This window comes from Natronosalvus halobius, from assembly GCF_024138145.1.
GTDB lineage: Archaea > Halobacteriota > Halobacteria > Halobacteriales > Natrialbaceae > Natronosalvus > Natronosalvus halobius.
This window is the reverse complement of sequence record NZ_CP099998.1, coordinates 254498-271291: the sequence shown is the minus strand read 5'-3', so window position 1 is coordinate 271291 and position 16794 is coordinate 254498. Positions and strand designations below refer to the sequence as shown.

Below are 16794 nucleotides of genomic sequence, written 5' to 3'. Positions count from 1 at the left end.
AGTCATATGTGGACGAATACCACTGTTAAGGTTTCGCCCCCTGGCGACGCGTGTTCGAATACGGTGGTCTAGAACGCGTGTCGGTGCCAGCCGCCATCGACCTGGAGGACTGATCCGGTGATGAAATCCGCGGCTGGCGAAGCGATGAAGGTCACCGCCCGCGCGAACTCCTCGGGTGACCCGAGTCGACCGATTGGCAGTTCCTCCGTCCGGCGATCGCGTGCCGCTTCGCGGGAGATGTTCTCCCGGTCGGCTAGTACGTCTATCTTGTACTCAATTCGGTCGGTTAACACTGCGCGCGGACTGACGCAGTTTGTCCGGATGCCGTGCTCGGAATACTCGTCGGCAAGGCTCTTGGAGAGGCCGTACAGTCCGGGGCGAATAGCACTGTTGAGTACCGATCCCCTGGGGGGCTCTAGCGCCGACGCGGCCACGAGGGTCGTAATCGTACCGCCGCCGTCCTTCAGGTGCGGAAGTGCAGTTTTGACAGTCGCCACGGTGCTCTTCAGAACGCTCTCGTACGCGTCGTCGAAGTCCTCGAAATCTGCCTCTTCGAACGAGAGCGGCGTCGTTCCCCCGTGGTTCGTGACGAGGACGTCCAATCCGCCCAGGTCCTCGATTGCTGGCCCCAGGCGACTGGGAATCGATTCGGGCTCGGAGAGGTCACAGACTGCCGTCCGGACCGCATTTTCGTTAGCGTCGGTGTTCTCAAGGATGGCTGCTTTGGCGTCGGCCAGGTTGTCTCGATCGCTGGAACTGATGATGACGGTGGCTCCTTCGTCGACGAGTTGGGCCGCAACCGCTCGTCCCAGTCCCTTGCTCGACGCCGTCACGAGCGCGCGGGTTCCCGCTAGTCCGAGGTCCATGCTCAGTCGTTGGTCCGAACCGATAAAAAGGCTGCTGGCACTGCGAGCCTGCTGCGCGGCCGTCTCGCCCCCATTCCCCGGTAGCGGTGTGGATCGCCGGCAGCCGACGCAGTCGAATCAGACGACGTCAGTGCCGGTGAGTACGGTGAACTCGTCGAAGTCGTACCGGCGGGCGGGACCCCAGTCCGTGTCAATCGTCTCGTACTGGCCCCTTTCGTTGAGGATGTCGGCGAGTCCGGCGCGCATCTCTGCCAGGACTTCGATCTCCTCGTCTCGGTAGGGGCGGTTGTGTCCCGTCGCGAGCACGTCGAACGCGCCCGCGTTGTAATGATCGAGCAGGTCGTCGAACGTCTCGATGTACGCCTCGATGTCACAGTCCTCGAAGTGAGCGTACAGATCGCCGCCGATGCCGACGACGTCACCACCGAAGAGGATTCCCGCCTCGTGGTCGAGCGCGCCGAGTTGGCCCGGCGAGTGACCAGGGACCGCGAGCAGTTCGAGTTCGCGGTTGCCGACGGTGAGAGTGTCGCCCGGTTCGATCGCGCCCACGTTTGTCGCCGGCAGGATGGTGTATTCGTCTGGGTCGAACCCTTTGGGGAACGTCCGGTCGAGGTCGCGCCAACTGGCGACGAACTGGTCGGGCCGGTCGACGAATTCGTCCGAGAGGCCGTCGATGGTGACCGACCCGTCCGCGGTCCGTTCGCGGTCGTGGACGACCGCGTCGTCGAACTGATGGGCCGCCCCGATGTGGTCCCAGTGGGTGTGAGTGAGCAATAGTCGCGGCACGGGATCGACCAAGTCGGCCACCGTTGCGCGGAGGTCACCGATGCCGAGACCGGTATCGATGACGAGCGCCTCGTCGCCGCCGTCGACGACGAACGAGTTGCAGGGCAGCACGCCACGGGCCTCGGTTATCTGGTACGTGTCGGGCTCGATCTCGTCGACATCGAACCAGTCCGTCGTGGGGTTCATGCCCGCGTGTACACCCCCACGTGATCGATTTGCTCGACTTCGTCGTCGAACTCGAAGACGTCGACAAAGGCGGCCTCTAGCGTTCCCCCATCGGGTCGATCGGCCGTGACGGTCCCCTCGCAGACTGTCACCGACTCGTCCGCAACCCGGCGCAGTATCTTGTGGGTCGAGTTCGAGTGCTCCCGGTGCTCCTCGAAGAATTCGCGGACGGCGCTGACTCCGTGCATATCTTGTTCGCTCGGGTACCGGTACTCGACGTCGTCCGCGAACACGTCCGCGAAGTCTGCGAAGGTCTCCTCGTCCATCGCGCGGAAGTACTCGTCTATCAGTTCGTTTCGCTTCCCGTGATCCATACGAGTGCACCATGGTTGCGGGCTATCAAGACGTTTTGGGACCCCGTCAGGCGGCGTCCCAGGGGATGTCGGTCGCGTCGAATGACCACTTTTCAGGGTTCTCGCGAAGCCACTCGACGTACGCTGCGACGGCCTCTTCGATGGTGTACTCGGGCTCCCAGCCAAGGTCCTCGCGAATGCGGCTGGTATCTATTGGCGGGTGGGCTGCCAGTTCGTCTTCGCCGCGGGTGTCGCCAAGGGTCAACTGGGCGTCGGGGACGTGCTCGCGAACCATCTCGACGATCTCCTCCAGAGTCGCGCGCTCGCCCGTGCCGACCAGATACCGGTCGTGGGGCAACGAATCGGCGAGAACCGCTTCAACGAATGCCCGTGCGGTGTCCGTGACGTAGACGATCTCGATCGGCTGCCGGACCGCCGGCACGGTTAGTGGCACCTCGGCCACCGCGGCCTTGACGACGAAGGAGTCCTCGACGTTTCCGCGCATTCGATCGGGTCCCATGCCGTGAGCCGGTTCCATCGCGGCGAACTCGATACCCTGTTGCTTCCTGTAAGTTCGCCCCAGCCGTTCGACGGCGTACTTTGTGAGGCCGTAAACGTTCGTCGGCCGCTGGACGACCGACTCGTCGAGACTGTCGCGGTCCGTGATATCGCCGTAGGAACTGACGCTGGAGGCCGTGACGATGCGGTCGACGCCGTGGCTCGCCGCCAGGTCGAACAGGGTGAGCGTCCCGTCGACGTTCACTTCGAACGCCCGGCGCGGGTTCCGCTGGCAGCTGCGACCCAGCAGCGCCGCAAGGTGGGCGACCCGGTCGGGGTCGAAGCGGGCGAGGGCATCAGCGACTGATACCGGATCCGAGATATCCCCCCGAATGAATTCGACGCTGTCTTCGACCGTGCGAGCGACCGGCGTCGGCTCCGCCAGGTCGAAACAGGCCACTTCGTGACCCCGTCCGACGAGTTGCTTGAGGACGTGTGCCCCGATGAACCCGGTCCCGCCAGTTACCAGAACGCGCATATCAGACCCGTGAATCCCCACTCATATAATCTCATCCCACGGCCGAGGGCTGTCGCCCGTCTGAAGCGGGGGTCCGAAAGCAACTCCAAAAATGTAGTGCGTTTCGACGCCGGCAGTCGACGCAGGCCGTTGCGTCGTCGCTACCACCGGGATCAGTCGTTTTTGACCTTTTCGAGGACCGGGTCGATGTACTCCCTGAACAGCGCCGGGTTTTCGACCATTGGGAAGTGGCCCATGTTCTCCATAACGCTGAATTCCGCGCCGTCGATTTGTTCTGCGACCTCGCGGGTGTCATCGGGGCTGGCCGAGAAGTCGTAGTCGCCGGTCAGAAGGTAGACGCTACACTCGTCAGTGTCGATGTCGCCGAGTTCGTCGCGGATGTCCCAGTCCTGCGTGTAGAAGTATAGGTCGCCGACGTAGACGCCGTTCCCGCCCTGGCTGTAGGTCCACCAGGACTCGCGTTTGAACTGCTCGGGACTGTCCGGCGCTTGCAATCCGTAGGTCCACTCCGGCCGGACAACCTCCTGGTTGACGTGTGGATGGTCGAGGTAGCCGATGTCGCGTGTCGGGGCATGTGCAGTCGATTCGAGCCCGACAACGGCCCGAAGGTCCTCGGCGTACGAGCGAGCAAGTTCCAGGACGATAGCGCCACCCATCGAACATCCTACGACGCCGGGCTGATCGAGGTCGAATGCGTCGACGAACGTCATGACGAACTGGGCGTAGAAGTCCGTCGTCAGTCGGTAGTCCTCCGTCCACCACTCGTCGGTCATCGGCGGGAACGTCTGGCCGTGCCACGGCATATCGAACGCATAGAGGGTGAACTCTTCGAGCAGGTCTGCGTCGTTCAGCAGGTGGCGGTACTGCCGCGAATCCGCGCTCGCCGTGTGCAGGAGGACGAGCGGCACGTCGCCGTCGCCGGCCGTTTCGTAGTAGGTGCGGTACTTCTCGTCTTGGCACTCAAGCCAGACGAATCCCGCGTCGATGGCCTCGTGTTCACCGTGCTCGAAGTTCTCCGGGGCACTGACGCCGTCACTCATTGTTTACCTCCTGGAACACCGTCAGCATACGTTTCAGTGGCTGAATGTGCTGGATAGCTATCTTGAGGTCGCCCTCCATGGTCACGTTTCCTCGGAGCCAGGCTCCGAGGAGATCGTGGTGGAGCGGTGGCGGCGACTCCGAAAACATCTTTTTCCAGGTTTCCTCGGGTGCGCGGAGCGCGAAATCCCAGGCGACGTACGTCGGGTCTTCGTGGATCGTCAAGTCGCCCTCGTCGATCGTGACCGCGTACGCCTCCTCGCCGAAATCGAAGCGGACAGTCGCCTCGAACGCCCGACTTGTACGGTCGAACTGACCGTCGGCTTCGACGGCAGACACGGCTGAATCGAGCCATCCGCTGCTGGGGAACGTTGGCATACATCTACGTACACGAAGATGCGCTATTTAGACCTTGTTGTCGGCCGCGTGAAAACGGACTGATCGCCGTTGCGAGCCGGTTGTATCGGCACACCGGTCGTGCTCTGTGTCGGCCAAACGGTTACGCGCCGGATTCGACAAGGATCTCGCCGTCCTCGACGAGCTTCTGGTCGTCGACCCAGACGTCCGGGTAGCGGATCGTCCCGTCGATGTGGAGAGCGCTCTGAATCTTCCCACCGAGATCCTTGTTCGCCCCAGTCGCGATGTGGACTGCCCCTTCGACCTTCTTGTCGGTGCGCATGCGCCCGCTAATCTCGGCGTCGGGATTGATACCGATCGACATCTCGGCGGCGCAGTACCAGGCGTTCTCGTCTGCGTTCTCCAACGTTTCCCGAAACTCGTCGGCCTCGCGCCCGCCATCGATGTCGATTACCCAACCGTCCTCGACGGTCAATTCGATCGGCTCGTCGAGCAGGCCGATGCCGTGGACAGTCGTGTCCCAGACGACGGTCCCCTGCGTCGTTCCCTCGTCGGGGGCGACGCCGACCTCGCCGTCCGGGAACGCACAGATGTTCTGGGTGGCGTTCTCGACGATTTTGCCGGCGATCGGCCAGTACGTCTGCCCCTCGATGTCGCCGACTACGTCAGTTCCGTGATCACTCGTGATCCGCATTTCCGAGCCATCGGCGTAGATTTCCCCCAGTGTCTGTGCGATCCCCTGCATGGCCTCGTAGTCGGCACCCGCCGCGCCGCTACGGAGGATGTCCGGGGTCATCTCGTCCATCGCGATGCACTTGACGCCAGCGTGCTGGGCAGCGGCACCCGCCTCGGAGTGGGTGATGGCCGTCGACGTGACCATCACGGCGAGGTCGGCGCCCAGCATCGCCTCGGCGGCGGCCGACGTCGGGTCGTTTCCGTGTTTCTCTCGGGGCGGAATGAGGGCCACCGTCGGGTCGAGCCCGCGCTCATTTGCGGCCGCAAACAGCGCAGCCCATACCGATTCGTCGATGGCCGAGTCGGTCACGATGACCACGTCATCGCCAGGTTCGGCGTTCAATTCAAACGGTTTGCTCGCGTTGCGTACGAGCTCGGCAGTCTCTGCGAACATCACGCTATGTATTTCTGACCACGGTAAAAAGCGTACCTCTCCCGTCGCCTTCCGTTCGTTTCGCCAGACGACACGCCAATGGGCGGGGATGCCCCTAGATTAACGTCGGTCCGAGCGAATTGGCCCACAGATGGACGTGTCCAGCAGGTTTAGTGATTGGCTTGGCGAGAGATACTGGTATCCAGTTTTCCTCTGTTGGACCGTCTACGTGTTCGTCGCAGCCTACCAGATCGCGCCAGCGAGCCTGCTTCCCGTCATCATGGGTCGACTTTCGATCGGCCCAACGGCGGCGAGCTGGGTCATGAGCGTGCTCTTCCTCTCGATGGCCGTGGGCGCGATTCCCATCGGTATGGTGCTGGACGGCGTCGACAATCGGAACGCGCTCCTCGCGAGCAGCGCCTGGTTATTCGTTGCCTCGGTATGGGGCTGGTACGCGGCCGGGACCGGCGGCTACCTCTCGCTTCTGGGAAGCCGGCTGTTCGGCGGCCTGGCCGTCGTCGCTATCTGGACGGCCAGCGTTAACGCGGTCGGTAACGTCGCAGCCAGCGACAGGCAGGCAACGGCGATCACGATCTACGCGACGAGTGTTCCGCTCGGCTTTGCCGTTGGCCAGTTCGCCACCCCGTTGGTCGCCGAGCGGTTCGGTTGGGCCCTCTCGTTCCCCCTCTACGGGACGCTGGCATTGGTGCTGACCGTCGCGTTCTGGATCGTGAGCCAAGACTTCGAGATGGAGACGATGACCGAGTCCAGACCGACGCACTCGGAGTTCCTCGCGGTGTTCCGGCACCGGGCCGTATGGGGCGTCGCGACGCTGGGCTGTATCGCGATATCGCTCACCTTCATCATCAACAACTGGATGCCGACGTACTTTCGGGATCAGTACCAGCTCTCGCTGACTCAGAGCGGGCTGTTCGCCGCTGCCTTTCCCGCAATCGGCCTGCTCTCCAGAAGCTTTAGCGGTGTACTCTCCGATCGCACGTTCGGCGGCCGCCGGAAGCCGCTCGTCGTCCTCGCGTTCCTCGTCACCGCACCGACGGTCGTCGGCATCGCGCTGGTCGGGTCAGTCGGCCTGACGATCGGGCTCTTGCTCGTAGCTGGCTTTTTCAGCCAGATCGGTCAGGTGCTGCTGTTCGTCTACGTTAGGGAGCTTGTCGCCCCGAACGTCGTCGGGACGGCGTTGGCCGTCGTCAACGCAATGGGATTTCTCGGCGCATTCGGCGCTCCCATCCTTACCGGCCTCATCATTGAATGGAGCGGCGCCTACCTCCTCGCGTTCGCGTTCTCCGGCGGCATTGCCTCCATTGCTGTCGTTATCGCGTTGGCCCTCCCGGAATCGAATCCGAGCTGACGCCCGCTCTCGCGGGGCACCTGAGATGAAACGTGTCGACCGTCTCGGCGCTGGCGTTCACCCCACCGAGATTGGACGGCATGGACGTAATCGTGGGACACCGGTGAACCGCTTTGGCCGGCGTCAATACCGACCCCAGCCGCGTTCACGACGGCACCCTGGCAGGCCTGTACAGAACGCTTTTCTACGATGGTTGCGTGGTGTGTCAACATGCGTGCAGCCCGCTTTCATGAAACCGGTGGTCCGGAGCAGCTCCAGGTCGAATCGGTGCCGAACCCGTCGCCGCGACCTGACGAGATACTCGTCGAGGTTCGTGCGATTGGGGTGAATCCGACGGAAGTGTACTCGCGGGAAGGCGATCGCGATCATCCGCTACCCCGGATCCCCGGAGCGGACTTCGCCGGCATCGTCGAATCGGTCGGCGAGACGGTGACTGACGTCGAACCCGGTGATCGCGTGTTCGGAACTGGCCTCCAAAACGACCGTCAGGGAACCTATGCCGAGTACGTTGTCGCACGACCCAGGCGGTACGCTGTGCTCCCGGACGAAGTTAGCTTCGAACAGGGGGCTGCCGCCGGCGTCGTCGGCACGACCGCGTGGTTGGCGTTCGTCGAACACGCCAGACTCACTCCCACATCGACCTGCTTCATCCACGGCGGGAGCGGTGGTGTCGGTCACGTCGCCGTCCAGACCGCAAAGCTCTGCGGCGCGACCGTCGTCACCACCGCCGGTTCGGAGGCGTCCAGGGAGTTCGCCAGGGAGTGCGGAGCCGACACGGTGCTCGACTACGCCCGGCCGGATCTGCTGGCAACCGCTCAAAAGATCGCACCTGACGGCGTCGATGTCGTCCTCGACCACCGCATTGGCAGCTACCTCCAGTTCGATCTCGAAGTGCTCGCACCGGACGGTACTGTCGTCGTCATTGGCGGTCCGCAGGACGAGTCCCGGATTACGGACATGTGGCCGGCGATCCGGACCGACGCCACCGTCCAGGTGTTCGCGATGTCGAACGAACCCGATCTAGGTGCTGTTCTCGAGGAGGTCGCCGTCCTCCTGGCCGACGGACGGCTCGACATCCACATCGCCCGTCGATACGACCTAGAGGATGCGGCCGCTGCACAGCGCGCCGTCATAGAGGACAGTTTCCACGGAAAGCTCATCATACTCCCGTAATGGGGGAGCGAACGATCGGGAGAGCGGCGGTTTCACCGCTCCCAGGTCCGCGACGAAAAGATAACCATCCGGGGCATCGTACGGAACGTATGAACGACACGACTGACTGGTTCACGATCGAGCGGATCGCGCCAGAAACCCACCAGATCACCGAAGGACAGGGCGTCCTCCCCTGTAACACGTTCGTCGTCGACGGTGGGGACGAGGCGCTGTTGATCGACACCGGCCTCGGTATCGGCGACCTCCGTTCGGTCGTCGAGGATCTCGTCGGTGGCGACGTTCGCGTCCTGCTGACCCACTCCCACTGGGACCACCTCGGCGCAGCCACGCAGTTCGACGACGTAGTCATTAACGGTCGCGAGCGCGGACCCGATGGTACCGTCTCGCTCGATGTCCTTGAAGATGACTACGACCAGCGCCCCCGAGAGTTCATGGCCGACTGGCTGGAACTCGGGAAGCCCCTCCCAGACGGTTTCGACCCGGACAACTACAGCATCGAGCCGATCCCAGACGTCGGGGCAGTCGACCCGGGCGACACTCTCACCGTTGGCAATCGCGAACTCGAACTGGTCCCGGTCCCCGGGCACACCCCTGGGCTACTTGCCGTCCTGGATCGCGAAACCGGCGTCTGTCACGGGTCGGACGTCCTCGAACCCGGCATCGAGATCTTCGCTCACTTCGAGGATTCAAATCTCTCCGCGTACCGGGAATCCATCGATCGACTCGTCAGTCTCCGGGACGAGGGCGCCTTTGACACGCTCACTATTGGACACGGCGACCCGATACGCGACGACGACCTGTCGGTGCTCGACCACGTGAGCGAGGCGCTTACGGCAGTCGCGAACGACGAAGCGAGCTACGAGGTAATCGAGACGTCCTGGGGGCCGACCCGATCCGCCACCGTCGGCGACGTCACTGTTCTCACGCCCGCCGAGTAGGCGGCGCTCTGCACCGTTTTTCAGTCCACGTACTCGAGATTGCAACCGTTCGCATCAATTTGTCGTGACGCGCGGCCCGCTCATAATCTGCCGAAAAATCGACCGGTCGAGCGTTCGAGCGTTCAATACTCTGGCGGTGTCCACTCGACTTCACGCATGGCGACCTCCTCAGGGAAGACGGTGAAGGGGGCGGCTTCGGTACCGACCCAGTCGGCGTCTTCCCTGTCCTTCCACTGGGCCAGGACGGGTTGGGCACCCTCCATGTGCCCATTGTCTTCGAACTGGATCGTGTCGATTGGGAAGGAATCGACCGCGTTCCCCTCCGTGAGCTCGATGTCCGAGATCGCGTCCCGAACGTCGCCTGGGTCAGTCGAGCCGGACTGCTCGATGGCTTCCTTGACGACGTACACGCCAGCGTAGGAGATCAGCGAGTCCTGGATCATGAACGGTTCGTCGGAGAACTCCGTGAACCGCCTGACGTTCTCCTCCTGGCCGGCTAATGGGTGTGCACCGGTCGCCGCCATGATCCCCTCCGCGAGGTCCGCGCCGACGTTTTCGATGTACGCCGGGAGCGCGAGCCACGCCCCGATGCCAATCATCGGGAGTTGCACATCGAGTTCGTTCATCTTGCGCAAGATGGCGACGGAGTCAGGAAATGCCGTCGCCCCGAAGATCATCACGTCGGGCTCCTGTTCCTGGAGCTGGCGGACGATCGGCGTCGCGTCGGTCAGAGTCGGCGACCAGACCTCATCGACGACGATTTCGATGCCGTCCCGGTTCGGAATAATCTCGTCACGAAGCGGGTCGAAGGTGAACGTGATGGCGGCGGTGTTGTCCCCGACGATTGCCACCTTTTCGATCTCGCTATCGACTGCCTCCGCTAACTGGACCGACAGGTCGAGGCTCTGTTCGCCGAGTTCGCTGGATTTTGGTGCCAGCTGGAACGTGTATTCGTAGCCACGCTCGACGATCTCGTCGGAGTATGACAGGGTCAACTGCGGAACGCCCTGCCGCTCAGACACCGACGTTGTCGCTAGTGTCTGCGAGCTCAACCACGATCCGAACGCTGCGGACGGCGCGTGGTTAGAATACAGGTCCTGTGCGGCCGACGTCGCGCTGTCGGTCGTCTCGCCTGTGTCCTCCGAGACGACGGTCATCTCGGCTCCGTCGAGTGCCTCGATGCCGCCGTTTTCGTTGATTTCTTCGACCGCGAAGTCGACCCCCTGCTTGGTCAGCGTTCCGTTGAGCGCGAATGGTCCCGAAAGCGGCGTGATCGTTCCGAGAACGACTTCGTCAACTTCGTCTCCGCCAGTACAGCCAGCCACACCAATCATTCCGGATGCACCTGCTGCCGCGATAAACTTCCGTCTACTGGATGGCATACTATGGCATATGCTATGGGTGAACCATAAACATATTGGTTACTAGTTGACATCTGTCCCGGCGGTATGATGTGACCGAAAAGAACGCGTTTCGGATCGGGCGGAGTAATCCTACAGACCCAGGTATGCTTCCTGAATCTCGTCTTGCGACCGAAGCTCGTCCGTCGGACCGGTCATCTCGATGCGGCCGTTCTCCAGTACGTACGCTCGTTCGGCGATGTCCAGCGATTCGAGAACGCGCTGTTCGACGAGGAACACTGTCGTGCCGGTTTCCTCACGGATCTGTTCGATTCGCTGGAACACCAGATCGACGAGGTTCGGCGCGAGCCCCGCGCTGGGCTCGTCCAGCATCAGCAGGTCGGGATCAGACATGAGCCCCTTCGCAACCGCGAGCATCCGCCGTTCACCGCCAGAAAGCGTCCCGGCAATCTGATCCCGGCGCTCTTCGAGTCTGGGGAAGATATCGAAGACGAGATCCATATTTTCCTCGCGCTGGTCGCGAACGTCCTTCATGAACGAGCCGACGCGGAGGTTGTCGATGACAGTGAGGCCGGTGAATAGGCTGTCGTCCTGGGGGACGTGGCTAATACCAAGTTGCGTGATCTCGTGGGGGTCCATGCCGACGATGGAATTCCCACGATAGTCGATCGTGCCGGCTTTCGGCGTCATGTTCCCAGAAATCGTCTTGAACAGCGTGCTCTTTCCAGCCCCGTTCGGTCCGATCATCGCAACGAATTCTCCTTCGTTTACGTGTAGATCGACACCGAAGATGACCTGAGACTCGCCGTACGCGACATCGATGTCGGACAGCTCAAGCATTGTCGGCACCTCCCTCGACCGCTTCCTGCTGTTCTTTCCACCGTTGGCCGAGATACGCCTCAATGACCTCCTCGTTGTTAGCGATGTCATCGGGTGAATCGTCGGCGATTACCTTCCCTTCGTTGAGGACGATGATCCGCTCCGAAATCTGCATGATCGCGTCCATCACGTGCTCGATGAGCACAATCGTCGTCCCGTCGTCGTTGATCTGTTTCAATGCGCTGATCAAGTCATTCATCTCCTCTTCGTGCAGTCCAGCCATGATTTCGTCGACAAGTAGCAGGTCGGGGTCCGTCGCCAGTGCGCGACACAGCTCCATCTTCTTTTTTTGTGCGACCGTGATGTTTTCCGGCGACCGGTCTGCCAGGTGGTCGATATCGAGGAACTCGAGCGTTTCGTGCGCCTTTCGCTCGGCGGCGCTTCGGTTCCGATCGTTCATGAACGCGCCAACCATCACGTTTTCGAGCACGTTCAGCGTGCCGAACGGTTTGACCAACTGGAAGGTTCGGGCCATCCCGTGCTTTGCGTGTTTGTCGGGAGTGCTATCGGTTAGCTCGACGCCGTTGACGGAGACCGTCCCCTCGTTGGGTTCGAGGAACCCGTTGAGTACGTTGAACAGCGTCGTCTTACCGGCTCCATTGGGTCCGATGAGACCAAGTGTCTGTCCCTCGGGCACTTCGAAGCTCACGTCATCGACCGCAACGAGACCGCCGAAGCGCTTCGTGACGTTCTCAACTGTGAGTATGGTCTCTCCGTCCGCTTGCGTTACCGATTGCGTCTGTTTTGCCGTCATCTCAATCACTCCTTTCAGTCGAGGTACTGCTTTTCATATCGCTGCTGGTTGTGCTACCCTCTGGCTTGTCTGCATCGCCTATGATCCGCTGACGAAGACTCGCGTACAGGCCGTCGGGGAAGTAGATGATCACAACGATGAGCACGATCCCGTAGATAATGTTGTGGATGCCTGGAATGACTGAACCGTACGACGACCGTAGCATCTCCGCCAGCGGGAACAGCGTGAGTCCCGCGACTAGCGGCCCGTATAGCGTCCCGAGACCGCCCGCGACGGCCAGTATCACCGGCTCTGCGGAGACGTGAACGCTGAAGATGCCCTGTGTCGCAAAGATGTAGTTGACCTGGGTGTAGACGGTCCCCAGCATCGCCGAAAGAAACGCGCTGAGCGACAGTGCGTACAGTTTGTATCGCATTGCGCTTACGCCGAGACTCTCCGCAGCCTCCTCGCTACTCTTGATTGCCTGGAGATAGAAGCCCAGGCGACTTCGCTGGACCTTCCAGCAGACGGCCATCGTGAATAGTAGCATTCCGAGGGCGATGTAGTAGTATTCGAACAGTCCCCGGAAGGACATGTAGTAGTACGGCTGGTCGTTGTTGAACGGCACGCTCAATTCGATGTACCCCAGCCACACAAGGACCGGTGCGAGGATGAGCGGGAACGCGAGCACCGATAGCGCGAAATAGATGCCCGACAGTCCGGCCCGAAACGTGACCAGTCCGATGACAATAGCGGCTGCGACGGCCACAAGCGCACCAGCGATCATTCCAATCCAGGGCGTGACGCCATAATCGGCGAGTAAGACCGTTGACGTGAACCCGCCCAGACCAAAGAAGACTGCGTGACCGAAGGAGATGTACCCGGAAAACCCGCTAAATAGGTTCCAGGCGGCGGCGTACCCCGACCAGATGAACGCGAGCAGGACCAGTCTGAGCAGGCCCTGTCCGGTTACCACAAATGGGAGTACCAGAAACGACACGAATAACGCTACGAGTATCGCGCGGCCTCCGCGCCGAATCTGTTCGTCATCGACATCTGTGAGTAAATTCATAGCCATCGGTTAGACACCTCGTTCTGCAGTTCCGAACAACCCCTGTGGTCGGAGCAATACGACGAGCAGAAACATCACGAAGATGGTGGCTGGCTGGAGTTCCAGTGGAAGCCACACGACGCTCAGACTCTCAATCACGCCGATCACGAGCCCGGCGATGAGCGCCCCTTTAACGCTCCCCAGCCCACCGGCCACCACGACGACGAACATTAGAACGATAAAGTCGAAGCCGACGGTCGGTGACGCCGGGAAGTACATCACCAACAACGCGCCGGCGCTGGCAGTTAGCGCGATACCCAGGCCGAACGCGACCATGTACACCCACTGGACGTTGATCCCGGCGTACCCCGCTGCCGTTGTGTTGTCGGCGGTTGCTCGAATGGCCCGTCCAAACTCCGTGTACCGGAGGAGCAGGAAGATGGCGAAGGCCGTCGTGATCGCGAAGACGAACGCGATTGCCTTCGCCTGATTCAGGGTAATCCACCCGATCCTGAACGCGGACGAGGAGTACGGCACCGAAATCGTCTGCGGGCTGGATCCGAAGATAGCCAGCATGCCGTTTTGCAGGATGAGTAGTATCCCGAATGTTAGGATGAGCTGTGCGTCTTCTTGCTCGTCTATGATCGGTTCGATCAATCCCCGCTGTATCACGGCGCCGAATACGATGAACACCGGTAACAGCAGGAAAAACAGAAGTATTGGACTTATGGCGAGGCTCAAAAACAGCGTGAGCGCCACGTACATTCCGAGCATCATGAAGTCCGCCTGTGCGAAGTTTATGATGCCGAGCACACCGAATATGATCGTCAATCCGATGCTTATGAGCGCGTAAACACCCCCTTGCATCAGTCCTGTTAGGGCAGCCTGGATTATGGTAGCGGCATCTGCCATACGGCGTTAATGATACCGGGTGCGTGATAAGTGTTGCCGTGGGAGTTTCGGTAACACGGCCCCGACGATACTCACTCGAACAGTTCGGTGAGGATGTTTCGCTTGATTTTCCCGGTATCGGTCTCCGGGAGATCCACGGCGTTCACCACGACGACGGAGGATGGACGTTTGTACGAAGCTAATGACTCACAGTGTTCCCGGACTGCAGCCTCGGTAATCGTCGCGCCGGACTCGGGAACAACAGCAAGGCCGACCACGGTTCCCTTTTCGGGGTCATCGAGACCGGTGACAAATGCCTGGTCGACGTCGGGGTGTTCGAGCACCCGTTCTTCGATTTCCATCGGCGAGACGTTGATTCCGCCGACCTTGAGGACGTTCTTCAATCGCCCGCGGAACTGGACGCGACCGTCCTCGTCGAGTCTGCCGAGATCGCCCATGTGGAGGTATCCCTCTTCGTCGAAGGCTTCCCGATTCTTCTCCGGGTTCTTGTGGTAGCCGGGCGTGATTCGCCCGTTGACGCAAATCTCTCCGACCGCGCCTTGATCGAGATGCTTGCCAGTCTCGGGATCCTTGATGGCGATCTCCTGACCGGGGAGCGGGCGCCCTTGCGTCTGTAGTCGCACATCGCGCGGGAGCGTGCAGTCAGTGACCGCGCAGTTCCCATACGTTTCGGTCGCGCCGTAGACGTTACACAACAGCGGAATGTCGAGTTCGTCCATCGTGTACGCGACCTCTTCGGGCGGTCCGATAGTCGTCCCGGTCCGAAACGAGAGATTTGCCGGGTCGAACTCGTCGGCCTCGACCAGTTGCCGCGTCATGTTAGTCATGCCGTAGTAGACCGTAGGCTCGTACTTATCGATCAAATCTAGCGCCACGTCGGGATCGAACGGGGCCTGGAGTAGTAGACTGCCTGCGTGCGTCGTCAGCGCCGCGAGCGCGTTCGCAGAGCCGTAGCTCCAGAACAACGGCGACGCCAACCAGACTCGGTCGGCTGGGGTCAGGTGCATCCGTTCCCCGATGTGGTAGCCGTTTTCGATGATCCCGCTGTGAAGCAAAGGGACTCCCTTTGGTTTCGAAGTCGACCCGCTCGTGTACAACAGTAAGGCGACATCATCGGCATCGTTTGGGTCGCTCTCGAGACCAACCGGGTCGGCGGGCAGGTCCGCGTACGATGCGGCTCCCGGCATCTCCTCTCCAAAGAGCACGACGGTATCGAGATTGGGTGCGTCGGGCGCGTTCAGCGACCCTGGCGTCGTCGACTCGTGCGAGAGTTCGCCGTCGACGAGGTCGTCGAGCATCGACGCGAAGTCTGTGCCGGCGAACGACGCCGTCGCGACGATCGCATCGGCACCCGAGTGCGTCACGTAGTACTCCAGTTCGCGGGGTTTCGACCACGTACTTACTCCGACGACGGTCGCGCCGATGCGATGGGCGGCGAACATCGTCTCGACCCACTCGACACGGTTCTCCATGAGGATCGCGACCGAGTCGCCCGGCTCGACGCCGAGATCCCGAAGGCCCGCGGCGAGTTCGTCCGCGCGTTCGCGCAGCAATTTGTATGTCAGCGATCGGTCCCCATCGAGCACCGCGGTCCGTTCCGGGTACCGATCAGCCCGTTCGTCGAGCAATGAAGCGAGTGTAACGGCTGCTGGCTCGTCCATAGTCACCCACTTCCGGCGAGGGTCAATAAATTTCCCGTCCGACTCGAGCGGCGTGGCGACCGACTGACCCGCGGAGCGCGAACGAGAACGCCCTCGAGACGCGCACGCGGTCGGCTCACTTTCGAACCATCATGGCTTCGACGAAATCGTAGACGCGCGTCATGTCCGCGTCGTCGCCCTGGTGAGAGCGGGCGTAGCCGACGAGGTACCGAACGACGGATCCGAGCATCAGCGGCGCGTCACACTCCTCCCCGAACTGGGTGAACAGCCTGAGATCCTTCTCAGTCAGGTCCAACGGGAACCCCGTGTCGTAGTCGCCGCTGAGAATTTGCTCCGGGAGTTTCTCCTCCGACGCACTGCTCCGGCCGGTGCTGGCGTTGAACACGTCCACCAGGAGTTCACGATTCAATCCAGCGATATCACCGAGGACCACCGCTTCCGAGGTGGCTAGTAGCGTGGTGTAAGATAGGTAATTGTTGAGGAGTTTCGCGGTGTGACCGTCACCAGGGCCCGCCCCGACGTAGAACACGTCGGTTGCGAACGTCTCGAATAGCGGCCGGCAGGCTTCGAACAGCGACCGATCACCGCCGACCATCACGGAGAGAGTCCCGTCCTGGGCACCCATTTTTCCGCCGCTAATCGGCGCGCCGATCACGTCCGCACCTCGCGCGTTAAGACGCTCGGCGATCCGTTCGGTCGTCAGCGGCGTCGATGTCGTCGTGTCGACGAGGATCGTCTCCGATTCGATCGCGGACTCGATTTCGTCGACGACGGCGTTCACTGCGTCGGGTCCCGGCAGCGAGAGAATCACCACGTCCGCTGAGCGAACGGCGTCGGATGCGCTGTCTGCGGGGGTCGCACCCGCGTCGACGAGGGCTTCGATGCGTTCTCTTTCCAGATCGAACGCCGTTACGTCGATTCCTGCATCGATGAGGTGTGTTGCTATGGGGCCGCCCATGTCGCCAAGGCCGATGAATCCTACCTGTGGCATATATCGTCCCACACGCG

General features: G+C 61.6%; 17 protein-coding genes. 3 read left to right on the top strand and 14 right to left on the bottom strand.

Going from position 1 to position 16794, the window contains the following annotated elements:
* Positions 1 to 68 precede the first annotated feature (68 nt).
* From NGM15_RS18210 to NGM15_RS18180, 7 genes are all read right to left on the bottom strand, one after another.
* A complete protein-coding gene (locus tag NGM15_RS18210) occupies positions 69 to 866 on the bottom strand; it encodes an SDR family oxidoreductase (protein ID WP_253438626.1) in 798 nt (265 codons plus the stop codon).
* Positions 867 to 983: 117 nt separating this feature from the next.
* Positions 984 to 1838: an MBL fold metallo-hydrolase gene (locus NGM15_RS18205; RefSeq protein ID WP_253438624.1), complete on the bottom strand. Its 855-nt coding sequence runs from the start codon at positions 1836 to 1838 to the stop codon at positions 984 to 986.
* A complete protein-coding gene (locus tag NGM15_RS18200; RefSeq protein ID WP_253438622.1) occupies positions 1835 to 2191 on the bottom strand; it encodes a nuclear transport factor 2 family protein in 357 nt (118 codons plus the stop codon). Before NGM15_RS18200 ends, NGM15_RS18205 begins: the two co-directional genes overlap by 4 nt.
* A 46-nt stretch (positions 2192 to 2237) precedes the next feature.
* The gene (locus NGM15_RS18195) at positions 2238 to 3206 is read right to left on the bottom strand and encodes an NAD-dependent epimerase/dehydratase family protein (protein WP_253438619.1); all 969 of its coding nucleotides are present in this window, start codon (positions 3204 to 3206) and stop codon (positions 2238 to 2240) included.
* Between the two features lie 152 nt (positions 3207 to 3358).
* Positions 3359 to 4246, bottom strand: a complete 888-nt coding sequence (locus tag NGM15_RS18190) for an alpha/beta fold hydrolase (RefSeq protein WP_253438616.1) — start codon at positions 4244 to 4246, stop codon at positions 3359 to 3361.
* Entirely contained in the window at positions 4239 to 4622 is a 384-nt protein-coding gene (locus NGM15_RS18185; RefSeq protein ID WP_253438613.1) for a hypothetical protein, read from the bottom strand. The genes NGM15_RS18190 and NGM15_RS18185 overlap by 8 nt, the downstream gene beginning before the upstream one ends.
* 121 nt (positions 4623 to 4743) lie before the next feature.
* Entirely contained in the window at positions 4744 to 5730 is a 987-nt protein-coding gene (locus tag NGM15_RS18180) for an aminopeptidase (protein ID WP_253438610.1), read from the bottom strand.
* Between the two features lie 208 nt (positions 5731 to 5938).
* Between NGM15_RS18180 and NGM15_RS18175 the strand changes: the two genes are divergently transcribed.
* The 3 genes from NGM15_RS18175 (at position 5939) to NGM15_RS18165 (ending at position 9189) form a co-directional block, all read left to right on the top strand.
* Positions 5939 to 7078, top strand: coding sequence for an MFS transporter (locus NGM15_RS18175; protein WP_253438607.1), 1140 nt, complete (start codon positions 5939 to 5941; stop codon positions 7076 to 7078).
* A gap of 210 nt (positions 7079 to 7288) precedes the next feature.
* On the top strand, positions 7289 to 8251 hold the full coding sequence (locus NGM15_RS18170; RefSeq protein ID WP_253438604.1) for an NADPH:quinone reductase: 963 nt from the start codon (positions 7289 to 7291) through the stop codon (positions 8249 to 8251).
* 89 nt (positions 8252 to 8340) lie between these two features.
* A complete protein-coding gene (locus NGM15_RS18165) occupies positions 8341 to 9189 on the top strand; it encodes an MBL fold metallo-hydrolase (RefSeq protein WP_253438601.1) in 849 nt (282 codons plus the stop codon).
* Positions 9190 to 9311: 122 nt separating this feature from the next.
* Here the strand turns inward: NGM15_RS18165 and NGM15_RS18160 are convergent, their stop codons facing one another.
* From NGM15_RS18160 to NGM15_RS18130, 7 genes are all read right to left on the bottom strand, one after another.
* On the bottom strand, positions 9312 to 10571 hold the full coding sequence (locus tag NGM15_RS18160) for an ABC transporter substrate-binding protein (protein ID WP_253438598.1): 1260 nt from the start codon (positions 10569 to 10571) through the stop codon (positions 9312 to 9314).
* A 111-nt stretch (positions 10572 to 10682) separates the two neighbouring features.
* Positions 10683 to 11390 carry an ABC transporter ATP-binding protein gene (locus NGM15_RS18155; RefSeq protein WP_253438595.1) on the bottom strand — a complete coding sequence of 236 codons (708 nt, stop codon included), beginning with the start codon at positions 11388 to 11390 and terminating at the stop codon, positions 10683 to 10685.
* The gene (locus NGM15_RS18150) at positions 11383 to 12183 is read right to left on the bottom strand and encodes an ABC transporter ATP-binding protein (RefSeq protein ID WP_253438592.1); all 801 of its coding nucleotides are present in this window, start codon (positions 12181 to 12183) and stop codon (positions 11383 to 11385) included. The genes NGM15_RS18155 and NGM15_RS18150 overlap by 8 nt, the downstream gene beginning before the upstream one ends.
* A 1-nt stretch (position 12184) precedes the next feature.
* On the bottom strand, positions 12185 to 13138 hold the full coding sequence (locus NGM15_RS18145; RefSeq protein WP_253438589.1) for a branched-chain amino acid ABC transporter permease: 954 nt from the start codon (positions 13136 to 13138) through the stop codon (positions 12185 to 12187).
* A gap of 105 nt (positions 13139 to 13243) precedes the next feature.
* Positions 13244 to 14125 (bottom strand): branched-chain amino acid ABC transporter permease, encoded by an 882-nt coding sequence (locus NGM15_RS18140; RefSeq protein ID WP_253438586.1) that lies wholly within the window; start codon positions 14123 to 14125, stop codon positions 13244 to 13246.
* Between the two features lie 71 nt (positions 14126 to 14196).
* Entirely contained in the window at positions 14197 to 15786 is a 1590-nt protein-coding gene (locus NGM15_RS18135; protein WP_253438583.1) for a class I adenylate-forming enzyme family protein, read from the bottom strand.
* Positions 15787 to 15901: 115 nt separating this feature from the next.
* On the bottom strand, positions 15902 to 16777 hold the full coding sequence (locus tag NGM15_RS18130; protein WP_253438580.1) for an NAD(P)-dependent oxidoreductase: 876 nt from the start codon (positions 16775 to 16777) through the stop codon (positions 15902 to 15904).
* Between the last annotated feature and the right edge of the window lie 17 nt (positions 16778 to 16794).

Bases quoted from the DNA above. Each gene is read 5' to 3' on its own strand.
- NGM15_RS18210 (WP_253438626.1), bottom strand. From the start codon at position 866: ATGGACCTCGGACTAGCGGGAACCCGCGCGCTCGTGACGGCGTCGAGC.
- NGM15_RS18205 (WP_253438624.1), bottom strand. From the start codon at position 1,838: ATGAACCCCACGACGGACTGGTTCGATGTCGACGAGATCGAGCCCGAC.
- NGM15_RS18200 (WP_253438622.1), bottom strand. From the start codon at position 2,191: ATGGATCACGGGAAGCGAAACGAACTGATAGACGAGTACTTCCGCGCG.
- NGM15_RS18195 (WP_253438619.1), bottom strand. From the start codon at position 3,206: ATGCGCGTTCTGGTAACTGGCGGGACCGGGTTCATCGGGGCACACGTC.
- NGM15_RS18190 (WP_253438616.1), bottom strand. From the start codon at position 4,246: ATGAGTGACGGCGTCAGTGCCCCGGAGAACTTCGAGCACGGTGAACAC.
- NGM15_RS18185 (WP_253438613.1), bottom strand. From the start codon at position 4,622: ATGCCAACGTTCCCCAGCAGCGGATGGCTCGATTCAGCCGTGTCTGCC.
- NGM15_RS18180 (WP_253438610.1), bottom strand. From the start codon at position 5,730: ATGTTCGCAGAGACTGCCGAGCTCGTACGCAACGCGAGCAAACCGTTT.
- NGM15_RS18170 (WP_253438604.1), top strand. From the start codon at position 7,289: ATGCGTGCAGCCCGCTTTCATGAAACCGGTGGTCCGGAGCAGCTCCAG.
- NGM15_RS18165 (WP_253438601.1), top strand. From the start codon at position 8,341: ATGAACGACACGACTGACTGGTTCACGATCGAGCGGATCGCGCCAGAA.
- NGM15_RS18160 (WP_253438598.1), bottom strand. From the start codon at position 10,571: ATGCCATCCAGTAGACGGAAGTTTATCGCGGCAGCAGGTGCATCCGGA.
- NGM15_RS18155 (WP_253438595.1), bottom strand. From the start codon at position 11,390: ATGCTTGAGCTGTCCGACATCGATGTCGCGTACGGCGAGTCTCAGGTC.
- NGM15_RS18150 (WP_253438592.1), bottom strand. From the start codon at position 12,183: ATGACGGCAAAACAGACGCAATCGGTAACGCAAGCGGACGGAGAGACC.
- NGM15_RS18140 (WP_253438586.1), bottom strand. From the start codon at position 14,125: ATGGCAGATGCCGCTACCATAATCCAGGCTGCCCTAACAGGACTGATG.
- NGM15_RS18135 (WP_253438583.1), bottom strand. From the start codon at position 15,786: ATGGACGAGCCAGCAGCCGTTACACTCGCTTCATTGCTCGACGAACGG.
- NGM15_RS18130 (WP_253438580.1), bottom strand. From the start codon at position 16,777: ATGCCACAGGTAGGATTCATCGGCCTTGGCGACATGGGCGGCCCCATA.